Source organism: Kitasatospora misakiensis (genome assembly GCF_042656005.1).
In the GTDB taxonomy this organism is placed as follows: Bacteria; Actinomycetota; Actinomycetes; order Streptomycetales; family Streptomycetaceae; genus Kitasatospora; species Kitasatospora misakiensis.
The window spans coordinates 1-14,509 of sequence record NZ_JBHSOF010000028.1 but is presented as its reverse complement, the minus strand read 5'-3'; the positions used below and the strand labels follow the sequence as shown (position 1 = coordinate 14,509).

The window sequence follows — 14,509 nt, the reverse complement described above, 5'->3', positions numbered from 1 at the left end:
CCTCCCGGCGCCCCGGGCCCGCCCGCCGTAGGCTCGTCGCTCATTGACCCGAGCAGGAACCGGGACGCACGAAGGAGCCGGGCGATGGACAGCGCAGCCGCCGACGGACCTCACCCCGGATCCGGCCCGGCCGCCAACCCGCTCGGGCACGGACCCGTCCTGCTGCTCACCGGGGCCCGGCTGGCGGACGGCCGGGTGGTGGACGTCCGGATCAGCGGCGGCCGGATCCAGGCCGTCGGCACCTCGGGCGGACTCGGCCCGCTGCCGGCCCTGCCCGGCGGCCCCACCGTCACCACCGGGGCCCGGATCGACCTGCGCGGCTACCTCCTGCTGCCGGCCCCGGCCGAGGCCCACGCGCACTACGACGTCGCCTTCTCCGCCGCGCTGCCCACCCCGCCGCCGGAGACGCCCGCCGAGCTCACCCGGCGGGTGACCGAGGCCGCGCTCACCTCGCTCGGCTACGGCGCCACCGCCCAGCGCACCCACGTCCGGATCGGCGACGTGCACGGGCTGCGCCGGCTGGAGGCGGTCCTCACCGCCCAGCAGGCGGTGCGCGGCCTCGCCGACCTCCAGGCGGTCGCGATGCCCCGGCTGCTCACCGGCCGGGCCGGGGCGGACGGCCGGGTCCAGCTGCGGGAGGCGCTGAAGCTGGGCGCCACGGCGGCCGGCGGCTGCCCCGAGCTGGACCCGGACCCGGCGGGCTACGTCCAGCTGCTGCTGGAGGCCGCCCGGGAGGCCGACTGCGCGGTGGACCTGCACACCACGGCCGCCGATCCGGTGCAGCTGGCCCGGCTGGCCGGGGCGCTCGCGCCGCTGCGGCCCCGGGTGGTGGTCGGTCCGTGCGGCGGGCTCGCGCCGGGCGCCTCGACGGTGCTGGCCAGCAGCGGGGTCCGGGTGGTCTGCCTGCCGCAGAACGGCGGCTGCGCGGGGCTGGAGGGCCTGGCGAGCGGCCTGCGGCCCGAGTTGCTGCGCGAGCTGGTGAAGGCCCGGGTGCCGCTGGTCGCGGGCAGCGGCTCGCTGCGCGACGGCGCCAACCCGGTCGGGCGGGCGGATCCGCTGGAGGCCGCGTACCTGCTGGCGGCGGGCGGGGTGCTGGACCCGGACGCCGCGTACGACGCGGTGTCCAACCAGGCGCGGCTGGCGCTCGGGCTGCCGCCGGTGCGGGTGGACGCCGGCTTCCCGGCGGAGCTGCTGGCGGTGCGCGGGGACAGCCTCTCCGGCGCCCTGGCGGGCGGGCACAGCCGGCTGGTGGTGCACGGCGGGCGGGTGGTCAGCCGGACCAGCGCGGTGCGGGAGTTCGCCGACACGGTGGCCCTGGCGCTGCCCCGGCAGTCGGACGGCACGGACGGGGGCTGAACGGGGGCTGAACGGGGGCTGAACGGGGCTCCTGACGGCTCGTCGACAGCGCTCTTCAGGGCTCGTACCGGTAGCCGATGCCCGGTTCGGTGATCAGGTGGCGCGGCCGGGCCGGGTCGCGTTCCAGCTTCCGCCGCAGCCCGGCGAGGTAGACCCGCAGGTAGTTGCCGCGCTGCTCGTGGGCCGGGCCCCAGACCTCGCGCAGGATCCGCCGGCCGGGCACCAGCCGGCCGGGGTCGGCCAGCAGCAGGGCGAGGATCCGCCACTCGGTCGGGGTGAGCCGCACCGGCCCGTCCGGTCCGGTCACGGTGGTGGCGGCGAGGTCCACGGTGTGGTCGCCGATCACCGCCGCGGGCGCCGCCTGGGCGCCGGTGACCGGCGGGCGGCGCAGCACGGCCCGCAGCCGGGCCAGCAGTTCCTCCATCAGGAACGGCTTGGTGAGGTAGTCGTCGGCGCCGGCGTCCAGCGCGTTCACCTTATCGGCGGTGCCGGCGCGGCCGGAGAGCACGATGATCGGCACCGCGCTGCGGCTGCGCAGGCGCCGGATGACGTCCATGCCGTCGAGGTCGGGCAGGCCGAGGTCGAGCAGCACGGCGTCGGGGGCGGTGTGCGCGGCGCGGTCCAGGGCCTCGCCGCCGGTGGCGGCGGTGCGGACGGCGTACTGCCGGGCGCCGAGGTTGATCCGCAGGGTGCGCAGCAGCGCCGGCTCGTCGTCGACGACGAGGATCTCGCTCATACGGGGACCTCCCCCGGGTACGCGGACGGGTGGTCGGCGGGGTACTCGGCGGGCGGGGGCCCGGGTGGCGCCGGTGCGGCGGGCAGGGTGAGCAGCATGGTGGTGCCGCCGCCGGGGGTGTCCTCGACCTCCAGGCCGCCGCCCATGGCCTCGGCGAGGCCGCGGGAGAGGGCGAGGCCGAGGCCGACGCCGGTGGTGTTGTCGGTGTCGCCGAGCCGCTGGAACGGCAGGAAGACCCGGTCGCGGTCCTCGGGGGCGATGCCGGGGCCCCGGTCGATCACCCGCAGTTCGACCCGTTCGGCGTGGTGGCTGGCGGCGACCAGCACGGGCGCGCCGGGCGCGTTGTGCCGCAGCGCGTTGGTGATCACGTTGGCGAGGACGCGTTCCAGCAGCGGCGGGTCGGCGAGGACGGGTGGGACGCTCTCCAGGTCGAGCGGCTGGACGGGGGCGTACGGGTCGGCGAGCGAGTCGAGGGCGCGCGGCAGGATCTCGTCGAGGTGGGTCTCGGCGAGGTGCAGGGTGAGCGCGCCGGCCTGGAGTCGGCTCATGTCGAGCAGGTTGTCGACCAGTCGGGTGAGCTTGACGAGGGATTCGTCGGCGGTGGCGAGGAGTTCGGCCTGGTCCTCGGGCGAGAACTCGACGTCGGGGCTGCGCAGCGAGCCGACCGAGGCGAGGGCGGCGGCGAGCGGGGTGCGCAGGTCGTGGCTGACGGCGGCGAGCAGGGCGGTGCGCATCCGGTCGGCGGCCTTGATCGGCTCGACCTCGGCGGCGACCACGGCGAGGCGGTCGCGTTCGAGGGCGGCGGCGACGTGCGCGGCGAAGGCGGTGAGCACGCGCTGGTCGGCGGCGGGCAGTCGGCGGCCGGTGAGGACGAGGACGGCGTCGGCGCCGACCGGGACTTCGGTGGTCTCCAGGATCCGGCCCGGGTCGCCGTCGGTGCCGGCGGCGACCCCCTCGGCGGTGTCGCCGGAGGCCGCGTCGCCGGAGGCCGCGTCGCAGGAGGCCGCGTCGCAGGAGGCGAGCACCTCGCCGCCGGTGCGCTCCAGCAGGGCGACGGCGTGCATCCCGAAGGCGGTGCGGGACTTCTCCAGCAGCGCGGGCAGGGCGTCCGCGCCGCGCAGCACGCTGCCGGCCAGGGTGGAGAGGGTCTCGGCCTCGGCGGTGGCCCGGGCGGCCCGGGCGGTGAGCCGGGTCGCGTGGTCGACCACGGTGGAGACGGTCAGCGCGACGGCGGCGAAGACCACCAGGGCGATGATGTTGTTGGTCTCGCCGATGGTGAAGGTGTGGACGGGCGGGATGAAGAAGTAGTTGAGCAGCGCCGAGGCGACCAGCGCGGCCAGCAGGGCGGAGGTGGCGCCGCCGAGCAGGGCCACCGCGACCACGCCGAGCTGGAAGATCAGCGCGTCGGTGGTGAGGTTCACCCCGCCGTGGAAGTGCGAGAGCAGCGCGGTCAGCAGCCACGGCACCACCAGACCGGCGACGAAGCCGGCGGCGGTGCGGCGCGGGGAGTGGCGGCGGCCGAGCGCGGGGAGGCGGCCGCGGCCGGTGAACGCGTGGGTGACCATGTGGACGTCGATGTCCTCGGAGGCGTCCACGGTGGTCTCGCCGATGCCGGGGCCGGTGAGGAAGCGGGCGGTCCGGCCGCGCCGGCTGGTGCCGAGGACGAGCTGGGTGGCGTCGTGGGCGCGGGCGAAGGCGAGCAGCGCGGTGGGGATGTCGTCGCCGACGACCACGTGGTAGCTGCCGCCGAGGGTCTCGACCAGCTGCCGCTGCTGGGCGAGCGCGCCGGAGGAGGCGCCGGCCAGGCCGTCGCTGCGGGTGACGTGCACGGCGAGCAGGTCCCCGCCGGCGGTGCGGAGAGAGGGGCGGCGCGGAGCGTCTCGGCCAAGGGTGGCGGTGGGCGACGGGCGGGAGATCCGGGCGGCCCGGCGGATCAGCGTCTCGCCCTCGGGGCCGCCGGTGAGGGCGACCACGACGCGTTCGCGGGTCTCCCAGACGCGGTCGATGTTGTGGCTGGCCCGGTAGTCGCGCAGCCCCTCGTCGACCCGCCCGGCCACCCAGAGCAGGCCGAGCTCGCGCAGGGCCGTGAGGTTGCCGACCCGGAAGTAGTTGGAGAGCGCGGCGTCCACCTTCTCCGCCCGGTAGACGTTGCCGTGGGCCATCCGGCGGCGCAGCGCCTGGGGGGCCATGTCGACGAGTTCGATCTGGTCGGCCCGGCGGACCACCTCGTCCGGGACGGTCTCGCGCTGCGGGATGCCGGTGATCTTCTGGACGACGTCGTTCAGCGACTCCAGGTGCTGGACGTTGACGGTGGTGATGACGTCGATGCCGGCGGCCAGCAGCTCCTCGACGTCCTGCCAGCGCTTGCCGTTGCGTCCGCCGGGGATGTTGGTGTGGGCGAGTTCGTCCACCAGCACGAGGGCCGGGGCGCGTTCGAGGACGGCGTCGAGGTCCATCTCCGCGAACTCGGCGTCCCGGTAGGAGCGGTGGGCCGGGGGCAGGACCTCCAGGCCGTCGAGCATGGCCTCGGTGTGCCGGCGGCCGTGGCACTCGATCCAGCCGACCACGACGTCCGCGCCGCGGTCCCGTCTGCGCCGTGCCTCGTCCAGCATCCGGTAGGTCTTGCCGACACCGGGGGCGGAGCCGAGGTACACCCTCAGCCGGCCACGTCGGTGTCCGGTGCCGGGGGTGAGGTCGCGGGCCATGGGCGCTGCTCTTTCGTCTGCTGCTTCGTCTGCTGCGACATACGGGGGCTGGGGGGCCGGGCGGCGGGCCGGTCCGGGTGCGGGGTGCTCGCCCCGGCCCGGACCGGCCCGCCTCAGGTGCTCAGCCGATCGACCGTCACTTCTGTTCCGCCAGCGCCCGGTTCAGCAGGACGACGTTGACGCCCGACTGCCCGAGGAAGCCCAGCGAGCGGCCGTCGGTGTACTTCTCGACCAGCTTGCGGACGGTGTCCGCCGGCAGCCCGCGGGCCGCGGCGACCCGCTCGACCTGCTGCTGGGCGTAGGCGGTGGAGATGTCCGGGTCGAGGCCGGAGCCGGAGGCGGTGAGGGCGTCCACCGGGACGCTCGCCGGGTCGACGCCGTCGAACGCGGCGACCGCCTGGCGGCGTTCCTCGACGGTCTTGGCGAGGTCCGCGCTGTTGGGTCCGAGGTTGGAGGCGCCGGAGGCCTTGGGGTCGTAGGCGCCGGGGCGCGGCTGGAACCACCGCGGGTCGGGGCGCGGGGCCTCGTTCGGGTCGTCCGGGTTCTGCTTGGGCAGGTTGAAGTTCTGGCCCAGCAGGCTGGAGCCGGCCTCCTTGCCGTCGACCTTCACGATCGAGCCGTTCGCCTTGTCGGCGAAGGCCAGTTGGGAGACTCCGGTGACCAGCAGCGGGTAGGCGATGCCGAGGAGCACCGTCATCACCAGCAGCATCCGCAGCGCGGTGAAGTGCGTGCGCACGGTGGTGGGCAGGGGCTTGGACATGATGCGTTCTCCTCTCTCAGCTCAGGCCGGGGATGAACTGGACGACGAGGTCGATCAGCTTGATGCCGACGAACGGGACGACCAGGCCGCCGAGGCCGTAGAGGCCGAGGTTGCGGCGCAGCAGCGAACTGGCGTCGGACGGCCGGTACTTCACCCCGCGCAGGGCCAGCGGGATCAGGCCGATGATGACCAGGGCGTTGAAGATGACGGCCGAGGTGATCGCGGACTGCGGGCTGTGCAGCTGCATGATGTTGAGCTTGTCCAGGCCCGGGTAGACCGCCGCGAACATCGCCGGGATGATCGCGAAGTACTTGGCGACGTCGTTGGCGATGGAGAAGGTGGTCAGCGCGCCGCGGGTGATGAGCAGTTGCTTGCCGATCTCGACGATCTCGATCAGCTTGGTCGGGTTGGAGTCCAGGTCGACCATGTTGCCGGCCTCCTTGGCCGCCATGGTGCCGGTGTTCATCGCGACACCGACGTCGGCCTGGGCGAGGGCGGGGGCGTCGTTGGTGCCGTCGCCCGTCATCGCGACCAGCTTGCCGCCGGCCTGCTCCTTCTTGATCAGGGCCATCTTGTCCTCGGGGGTGGCCTCGGCGAGGAAGTCGTCCACGCCCGCCTCCTCCGCGATCGCCTTGGCGGTCAGCGGGTTGTCGCCGGTGATCATGATGGTCCTGATGCCCATCCGGCGCAGCTCGTCGAAGCGCTCCCGCATGCCCTCCTTCACCACGTCCTTGAGGTGGATCACGCCGAGGGCCCTGGGCACCGCACCGCCGGTCCGGGAGGCGACGAGCAGGGGGGTGCCGCCGGCGGCGGAGATGCCGTCGACCAGCTCGGCGACGTCGCCGCCGACCGTGCCGCCGTTCTCGGTGACCCAGTGGGTGACCGAGCCCGCCGCGCCCTTGCGCACCGAGTGCACGCCTTCGGCCTCGGCCAGGTCGACGCCGGACATCCGGGTCTGCGCGGTGAACGGCACCCAGGTGGCGTGCGTCAACTCGCCCTGGGCGCGGGCCCGCAGACCGTACTCCGTCTTGGCGAGGACGACGATCGAACGGCCCTCCGGCGTCTCGTCCGCGAGGGAGGACAGCTGCGCGGCGTCCGCGAGGTCCCCGACGCTCACGCCCTGGGCCGGCAGGAACTCGGCGGCCTGGCGGTTGCCGAGGGTGATGGTGCCGGTCTTGTCGAGCAGCAGGGTGGTGACGTCGCCAGCGGCCTCGACGGCGCGGCCGGACATCGCCAGCACGTTGCGCTGGACCAGCCGGTCCATGCCCGCGATGCCGATCGCCGAGAGCAGCGCGCCGATCGTGGTCGGGATCAGCGCCACGATCAGCGCGACCAGGACGACCATCGACTGCGGCGCACCGGCGTAGGTGGCCATCGGCTGGAGCGTGACGACCGCGATCAGGAAGACGACGGTCAGCGAGGCCAGCAGGATGTTGAGCGCGATCTCGTTGGGGGTCTTCTGCCGGGCGGCGCCCTCGACCAGGGCGATCATCCGGTCGATGAACGACTTGCCGGGCTCCGAGGCGATCTTCACCACGATCCGGTCGGACAGCACCTTGGTGCCGCCGGTCACCGCGGAGCGGTCGCCGCCCGACTCGCGGATCACCGGCGCGGACTCGCCGGTGATCGCCGACTCGTCCACCGAGGCCACGCCCTCGACGACGTCGCCGTCGCCCGGGATGACCTGTCCGGCCTCGACCACCACGTGGTCGCCCAGCCGCAGCGCGGTGCCGGCCACCTCCTCCTCGGCCTGACTCGTCGGCCAGTCGAGCAGCCGGCGGGCCATGGTGTCGGTCTTGGTCCTGCGCAGGGTGTCCGCCTGCGCCTTGCCGCGGCCCTCGGCGACGGCCTCCGCCAGGTTGGCGAAGACGGTGGTCAGCCAGAGCCAGACGGTGATCGCCCAGGCGAAGACCGACGGGTCGGCTATCGCGGAGACGGTGGTGACGACCGAGCCGACCTCGACGACGAACATCACCGGGTTCTTGACCATCACCCGGGGGTCGAGCTTGCGCACCGCGTCCGGCAGGGAGGCCGCGATCAGCTTCGGGTCCAGCAGGCCGCCGGCCGCTCTGTGCGGGGCGAGCGCGGCGGGCGCCGGCTCCGGCTGCGACTGGGGGGCCGGCTCCGGCTGCGGGGCCGGCTTCTCGGTAAGGGTGGACGACATCAGGAGAGACCTTCCGCGATCGGCCCGAGAGCCAGGGCCGGGAAGTAGGTGAGGCCGACGACGATCAGGACGACGCCCGACAGCAGGCCCACGAACAGCGGCTTGTGGGTGGGCAGGGTGCCCGGGGTGGCGGGGACCGGCTGCTGCTGCGCGAGCGCGCCGGCCAGGGCCAGGACGAAGACCATCGGCAGGAACCGGCCGAACACCATGGCCAGACCGATCGCGGTGTCGTACCAGTCGGTGTTCACCGTGATGCCGCCGAACGCCGAACCGTTGTTGTTCGCGCCCGAGACGAAGGCGTACAGCACCTCGGAGAAGCCGTGGGCGCCCGAGTTGAGCATCCCGGCGCGCTCACCCGGCAGCGCCATCGCCACACCCGTGCCGACCAGCACGAGGGTGGGCGTGGTCAGGATGTAGAGGGAGGCGAACTTCATCTCCCGGCCGCCGAGCTTCTTGCCCAGGTACTCGGGGGTGCGCCCGACCATCAGACCGGCCACGAAGACCGCGACGATCGCCAGCACCAGCATCCCGTACAGGCCCGAACCCACACCGCCGGGCGCGATCTCGCCCAGCATCATGTTGAACATCGCCAGACCGCCGCCGAACGGCGTGAACGAGTCGTGGAAGGAGTTCACCGCGCCGGTCGAGGTCAGCGTCGTCGAGGCGGCGAACAGGCTGGACGCCGCGATGCCGAACCGCTGCTCCTTGCCCTCCATCGCCCCGCCCGCCGCCTGCAGCGCACTGCCGGCGTGCCGCGACTCCGCGATCGTGATCAGCACCGTCGAGGCGACCCAGAACAGCGCCATCACCGAGACGATCGCGTAGCCCTGCCGGTTGTCCCCGACCATCCGCCCGAAGGCACGCGGCAGCGCGAACGGGATCACCAGGATGAGGAAGACCTGGACCAGGTTGGAGAAGCCGGTCGGGTTCTCGAAGGGGTGCGCCGAGTTGGCGTTGTAGAAGCCGCCGCCGTTGGTGCCCAGCAGCTTGATGGCCTCCTGCGAGGCCACCGGCCCGCCCGGCACCGCCTGCGGGTCGCCCGCCAGGGTGGCGACCTCGTGGAAGCCGTGGAAGTTCTGCACCACGCCCGTGGCGACCAGGACCAGCGCGAAGACGATCGAGATCGGCAGCAGCAGCCGGACGCTGATCCTGGTCAGGTCGACCCAGAAGTTGCCCAGCCGGTCCGTCCGGTTGCGGGTGAAGCCCCGGATCAGCGCGGCGACGATCGCGATGCCGACGGCCGCGGAGACGAAGTTCTGCACCGCCAGGCCGGCCATCTGGGCCAGGTGCCCCATCGCGGCCTCGCCGCTGTAGGACTGCCAGTTGGTGTTGGCCACGAAGGAGATCGCGGTGTTCCACGCCTGGTGGCCCGACATCTGCGGCACGTCCAGCCCCAGCGGCAGCCACTGCTGCACCCGGATCAGGGCGTAGAGGAAGAGGACGGACACGGCCGAGAAGGCCAGCACCGACCGCAGGTAGACCGGCCAGCGCTGATCGGCGTCGGCGTCCACGCCGATCACCCGGTAGAGCGCCTTCTCGGCTCTCAGGTGCTTGGAGGTGGTGAGGGTGTGGGCGATGAAGTCGCCCAGGGGGCGGTAGCACAGGGCCAGGGCGCCCACCAGGGCGAGGACCTGCAGCCAGCCCGCGAGAGTGGAGCTCATGTCAGAACTTCTCCGGGTAGATCAGCGCCACGACGAGGTACCCGACGAGAGCGACGGCCACGATGAGACCTACGACGTTCTCCGCGGTCACAGCTTCTCCACCCCCCGTGCGATCAGGGCGATGACGCCGAACACGGCGACCGTGACGGCGACGTAGATGAGATCGGACATGGCTCCACCACGGTGGTTCGGAAGTGGCCGCGGCCCGCGTTCGTCCGCCGGCACGGCACCGGCGGAAGGCCGGCAGGAGCCAGCCAACCGCGCTCACCGAGCGTCAACGGCGCTCTTGACGCCCTCCATACGGCGCCCGTTCGATTGTTGACGGGCTCCATACGGGGCCTTGTCCGGGCCGTGACCGGGGTCTCGTCCGGGCGTTGTCCAGGCCGTGACCGGGGTCTCGTCCGGGCGTTGTCCGGGGTCTTGTTCGGACCGTGACGGGATACGCCGAGGCCCCGTGACCGGGTACGCCGGGGCCCCGGACGGCAGGTGCCGTCCGGGGCCCGATCCGCGTTCCGCCGCGCCCGGGTCCGCTGCTACGCGTGCTCGGGCGCCGTCAGCTTCTCGCGCTCCGAGCGCACGGCCGGCTCACCCCGCCGGACCGCGCCCGGGGCGCGCCGCGAGGGCCGGTTGGCCCGGCTGGAGGAGGACAGCTGCCACGGCACGCTGATCACCATCACGCCGGAGGTGAACAGCAGCCGGCTCTTCAGCCAGAGCGCCGACTGGTTGTGCAGCAGGTGCTCCCACCAGTGCCCGACCACGTACTCCGGGATGAAGACCGCCACCGCTCCCCGAGGGCTGGTCTGCCGGTACTCCCGCACGTACTGGACCACCGGCTTGGCGATCTCCCGGTACGGCGAGTCCAGCACCTTCAGCGGCACCGGGAGGTCCAACTCCTCCCACCGGCGCCGCAGTTCCCCGGTGGCGTCCGGCTCGACCGCGACGGTGACCGCCTCCAGGGTGTCCGGCGCGAACGCCTGCGCGTAGCCGATCGCCCGCAGGGTGGGCTTGTGCACCTTGGAGACCAGCACGATGCCGTGCACCTGGGAGGGGCGGACCGACTCGGCCTCCGGGTCGTCCACCGCCAACTCCTCGGCGACGCTGTCGTAGTGCCGACGGATGCCGCGCATCATCACCCACAGCACCACCGCCGCGACCACCGCCAGCCAGGCGCCCTGGGTGAACTTGGTCAGCAGCACGATGACCAGCACCAGCGCGGTGATGACCGCGCCGAAGGAGTTGATCACCCGGGAGCGCTGGGCGCCGCCGCGCGCCGCCGGGTCGGTCTCGGTGGCCAGGGTCCGGTTCCAGTGCTTCACCATGCCGATCTGCGACAGCGTGAAGGAGGTGAAGACGCCCAGGATGTAGAGGTGGATGAGGCTGGTGACGTCCGCGTCGTACAGCCAGAGCAGGCCGCCGGCCACCACCGCGAGCGCGATGATGCCGTTGGAGAAGGCCAGCCGGTCGCCGCGGGTGTGCATCTGCCGGGGCAGGTAGCGGTGCTCGGCCAGGATCGAGGCGAGCAGCGGGAACCCGTTGAACGCCGTGTTGGCCGCCAGGATCAGCACCAGCGCGGTGACCGCCTGGATGAAGTAGAAGAGGACGCTCCCGTCGCCGCCGAAGATCGCCGCCGCCAGCTGGGCGATCACGGTCTGCTGCGGCGCGGTGGCGCAGTCCCCGGGGAAGCCGGTGAGCTGGCAGGCGTTGTCGGCGATGTGGACGTCGGCGACCAGCGCCAGGGCGGTGATGCCGACGAACATGACCACGGCCGTGGTGCCCATCACGGCCATCGTGGCGGCGGCGTTCCTCGACTTCGGCGCCCGGAACGCCGGCACGCCGTTGGAGATCGCCTCCACGCCGGTCAGCGCCGTGCAGCCGGAGGCGAACGCCCGCAGGCCCAGCATCAGCAGCCCCAGCCCGGCCAGGGTGTCGTTGCCGCCCTCCGGCACGATCCCGTACGCGGCACTGGCCGCCACCGGGGCGTCGCCGAGCAGCATCCGCACCAGTCCGGTGGCCACCATCAGCAGGATGCCGCCGATGAACAGGTAGGTCGGCGCGGCGAAGGCCTTGCCGGACTCCCGGACGCCGCGCAGGTTCATCGCCATCAGCAGGACGACGAAGCCGACCGCCATCTCCACCCGGTGGTCCGCCAGCGAGGGCAGCGCCGAGATGATGTTGTCCACGCCGGAGGCCACCGAGACGGCGACCGTCATCACGTAGTCGACCAGCAGCGAGGCAGCCACCACCAGGCCCGAGTTGGCGCCCAGGTTGCGGGAGACCACCTCGTAGGAGCCGCCGCCGCTCGGGTAGGCGTGCACGACCTGGCGGTAGGACATCACCACGACCGCCATCAGCGCGACCACGCCGGCCGCGACCCACGGGGTCAGGGAGAGGAAGGCGGCGCCACCGACGGTGAGCACCAGCAGGATCTCCTGGGTCGCGTAGGCGACCGAGGAGAGCGGGTCGGAAGCGAAGATCGGCAGGGCCAGGCGCTTGGGGAGCAGCGTCTCGCCGAGCTCCTCGCTGCGCATGGCTCTGCCGATCACTAGGCGCTTGAGCGCCTGGGGCACGTTGAACACATGGGCGAGCGTAAGGGCGCACGCCGGGCGCGCAATGGGCCGTCTCGGCGCGTACCGGGCGGCCGGAACGCCCGATGGGCGGGATGTTCGCGCAGGTCAGAGGCGGTATGGGCGGGGCGGGGTGGGCGGGGCGGGGGTGTTTCGGGGGCGTCAAGGGGGGCCGTTAAGACATCGTCAAGATATGACGATCGACCCGCTCATTTGGGGCATATCGTCTTATTTTCCTGCCGCCTTGCCGCGCCATTCCCTGCCCCCGACGTCTCAGCCTCGGTGTCGGTCTCGGTGTCGGCGTCGGTGTCGCTCTCGGCGGGGTCGTGGACGACGGTGACGGCCATGACCTCGTCGCCGAGAGAGAGGGCGGCGGAGAGGCCGTCACGGGCGAGGCGGGTGATCGCGGTGACCGCTTCGAGGCGCTCGCCGATCCGGGGACCATACCGACCTGGCAGATCGTGAAGCCGACGAACACCCCGATCGCGAACAGCGGGACCAGGCCGTTGACGTCGCCGCCCGAGCCGATCAGCAGCACGGCCGAGGCGACGGCCAGGAAGAGGACGCCGTGGCGGTGGACCTGGCGGTCGGCGCGCAGGGCGAAGACGTGCGGCAGGTGGTTGTCGCGGGCCAGCAGGTGGAGCAGGACGGGCAGTCCGCCGAAGGAGGTGTTGGCGGCCAGGCCGAGCAGGACGACGGTGGCGAACTGGACGAGGTAGAAGCCGGCGCCGTGGCCGAGCGAGGCGTCGGCCAGTTGGGCGAGCACCGTGACGCCCTCGACCGGCTGGAGGTGGAAGCGGCCGATCAGCACGGCCAGTCCGATCAGCATCACGCCCAGCAGCGCGCCGAGCGCGACCTCGGTGCGCTGGGCCCGCTTCACGCCCGGCGCGCGGAAGGAGGGGACGGCGTTCGCCACCGCCTCCACGCCGGTCAGCGCCGAGCAGCCGGCCGCGAAGGCCTTGAGCAGCAGCAGCGCGCCCACCGCGGTGGCGTTCTCCGTCAGCACCGAGGCGTGCCCGGCGGCGGCCGCGGTGCTCGCGGGCGCGTCCCGGAACAGGCCGACCACGACGATGGCCAGGATCGACAGCACGAAGACAGCGGTCGGCGCCAGGAACCAGCGGGCCGACTCGGCGATCCCCCGCAGGTTCACCGCCGTCACCAGCCCCAGCACGCCCAGACAGAGCCACACCCGGCCCCCGTACAGGCCCGGCACCGCGGAGGTCAGGGCGGCCACCCCGGCCGTCACCGACACCGCCACGTTCAGGACGTAGTCGACCACCAGGGAGGCCGCGGCGGTCAGCGCCGTCCGGCGGCCCAGGTGCGCCTTGGCCACCGCGTACGAGCCGCCGCCGTCGGGGAAGGCCGCGATCACCTGCCGGTAGGAGGCCACCAGCACGGCCAGCAGCACCGCGATCGCCACCGTGACCGGCAGCGTGAACCCCAGGCCGTACGACCCGGCCGCCGCGAGCACCAGCACGATCGACTCCGGCCCGTAGGCCACCGAGGTCATCGCGTCCGGGGAGAGCGCCGCGAGCCCGCCGAGCACGGTCAGCCGGTGCCGGTCGTCACCGTGCGCGCCGGCCTTCCCGGCCTTCCCGGCCGTGGTGTCGGGCTCGGCGGCTAGGTGGCTGGACATCGGACGGGACCTCCGCGGTGATCGGTTGCTCCGATCCTGCGGGCGGCGCTCCACCGCCGGCCCCGGTCCGTACGGGTTCTTGACGCCCCGTCCGCCACTCTTGACGGGCCCCTGACCTGGGCGGGGTGGGCGGACCGCTGTCCCGGCGGGCGCCGGTTGGGAAGACGATCAGCCGTGACGGAGGACTCCCGGCGCGCAAGCTGAAACGGTCCGACCCCACCCTGCCCCACCACTGTGCTGCCCAGCTGACGTAATTGCAAGTCGCTCGCAATAACCCACCTCCCCGGCAATCCACTACTCTCCGAACATGCGCCATCGCTCCCCGTTGCTCCTGATCGACCTGGACCACACCCTCGTCGAACGCGACGGCGGCCCCGACGCCTGGACCCCGGCCTTCTGCGCCACCCACGGCCTGCCGCCCGAGGCCGCCCCCACCGTCTTCACCCTCCTGCGCGCCGACCGATCCCCCACCGGCTTCGCCCGGATCGCCGCCCACTACGGCCTCCCGCACACCGGCGCCACCCTCTGGGCGAACCACGTCACCCAGGAAGCTGCCCGCACCCACCTCCTCCCTGGCGTCCCCGAGGCCCTCGCCACCCTCCGCGCGGCCGGTTGGACCATCGCCGTGGTCACCAACGGCTCCACCGACATCCAGCGCGCCAAACTCACCCGCACCGGCCTACTCCCCGCCGTCGACGCCGTCTGCGTCTCCGAAGAGGCCGGCGCCCGCAAGCCCGACCCCGCGATCTTCCACCTAGCCGCCACCCGCCTCGGCCGCACCCTCACCCCCACCGACTGGATGGTCGGCAACAACCCCGCCACCGACCTCCGCGGCGCCCACGCCACCGGCCTCCGCTCCATCTGGATCACCCCCTCCCCACCCCCACCCCTCCCCCCATCCCACCCCACCCCCACCCACACCGGGGA

The 14,509-nt window shown here is 73.1% G+C and carries 9 protein-coding genes and 1 pseudogene; 2 read left to right on the top strand and 8 right to left on the bottom strand.

The features are described 5' to 3' along the window. The first annotated feature begins 84 nt into the window (after positions 1-84). Positions 85-1,356, top strand: coding sequence for an amidohydrolase family protein (locus tag ACFP3U_RS21015; protein WP_380227142.1), 1,272 nt, complete (start codon positions 85-87; stop codon positions 1,354-1,356). Positions 1,357-1,411: 55 nt separating this feature from the next. On the opposite strand, the gene ACFP3U_RS21010 is transcribed toward ACFP3U_RS21015, so the two are convergent. From ACFP3U_RS21010 to ACFP3U_RS20975, 8 genes and pseudogenes are all read right to left on the bottom strand, one after another. After that, positions 1,412-2,092 carry a response regulator gene (locus ACFP3U_RS21010; RefSeq protein ID WP_380227141.1) on the bottom strand — a complete coding sequence of 227 codons (681 nt, stop codon included), beginning with the start codon at positions 2,090-2,092 and terminating at the stop codon, positions 1,412-1,414. Beyond that, on the bottom strand, positions 2,089-4,797 hold the full coding sequence (locus tag ACFP3U_RS21005; protein ID WP_380227140.1) for an ATP-binding protein: 2,709 nt from the start codon (positions 4,795-4,797) through the stop codon (positions 2,089-2,091). The genes ACFP3U_RS21010 and ACFP3U_RS21005 overlap by 4 nt, the downstream gene beginning before the upstream one ends. A 136-nt stretch (positions 4,798-4,933) precedes the next feature. Then, positions 4,934-5,557 carry a potassium-transporting ATPase subunit KdpC gene (gene kdpC / locus ACFP3U_RS21000; protein ID WP_380227139.1) on the bottom strand — a complete coding sequence of 208 codons (624 nt, stop codon included), beginning with the start codon at positions 5,555-5,557 and terminating at the stop codon, positions 4,934-4,936. Between the two features lie 16 nt (positions 5,558-5,573). After that, complete coding sequence (gene kdpB / locus ACFP3U_RS20995; protein WP_380227138.1) at positions 5,574-7,721, bottom strand: potassium-transporting ATPase subunit KdpB; 2,148 nt, start codon at positions 7,719-7,721, stop codon at positions 5,574-5,576. Beyond that, positions 7,721-9,382 (bottom strand): potassium-transporting ATPase subunit KdpA, encoded by a 1,662-nt coding sequence (kdpA, locus tag ACFP3U_RS20990; protein WP_380227137.1) that lies wholly within the window; start codon positions 9,380-9,382, stop codon positions 7,721-7,723. The genes kdpB and kdpA overlap by 1 nt, the downstream gene beginning before the upstream one ends. 1 nt (position 9,383) lies before the next feature. Further along, complete coding sequence (gene kdpF / locus ACFP3U_RS20985; RefSeq protein WP_380227136.1) at positions 9,384-9,473, bottom strand: K(+)-transporting ATPase subunit F; 90 nt, start codon at positions 9,471-9,473, stop codon at positions 9,384-9,386. A 442-nt stretch (positions 9,474-9,915) separates the two neighbouring features. Beyond that, a complete protein-coding gene (locus ACFP3U_RS20980; RefSeq protein ID WP_380227204.1) occupies positions 9,916-11,910 on the bottom strand; it encodes an APC family permease in 1,995 nt (664 codons plus the stop codon). Between the two features lie 475 nt (positions 11,911-12,385). Continuing rightward, positions 12,386-13,582, bottom strand: a pseudogene (locus ACFP3U_RS20975) (APC family permease); the annotation flags it as partial. A gap of 307 nt (positions 13,583-13,889) precedes the next feature. Here ACFP3U_RS20975 and ACFP3U_RS20970 point away from each other — a divergent pair. Continuing rightward, on the top strand, positions 13,890-14,509 hold a 620-nt coding region (locus ACFP3U_RS20970), incomplete at its 3' end, for an HAD family hydrolase (RefSeq protein WP_380227135.1).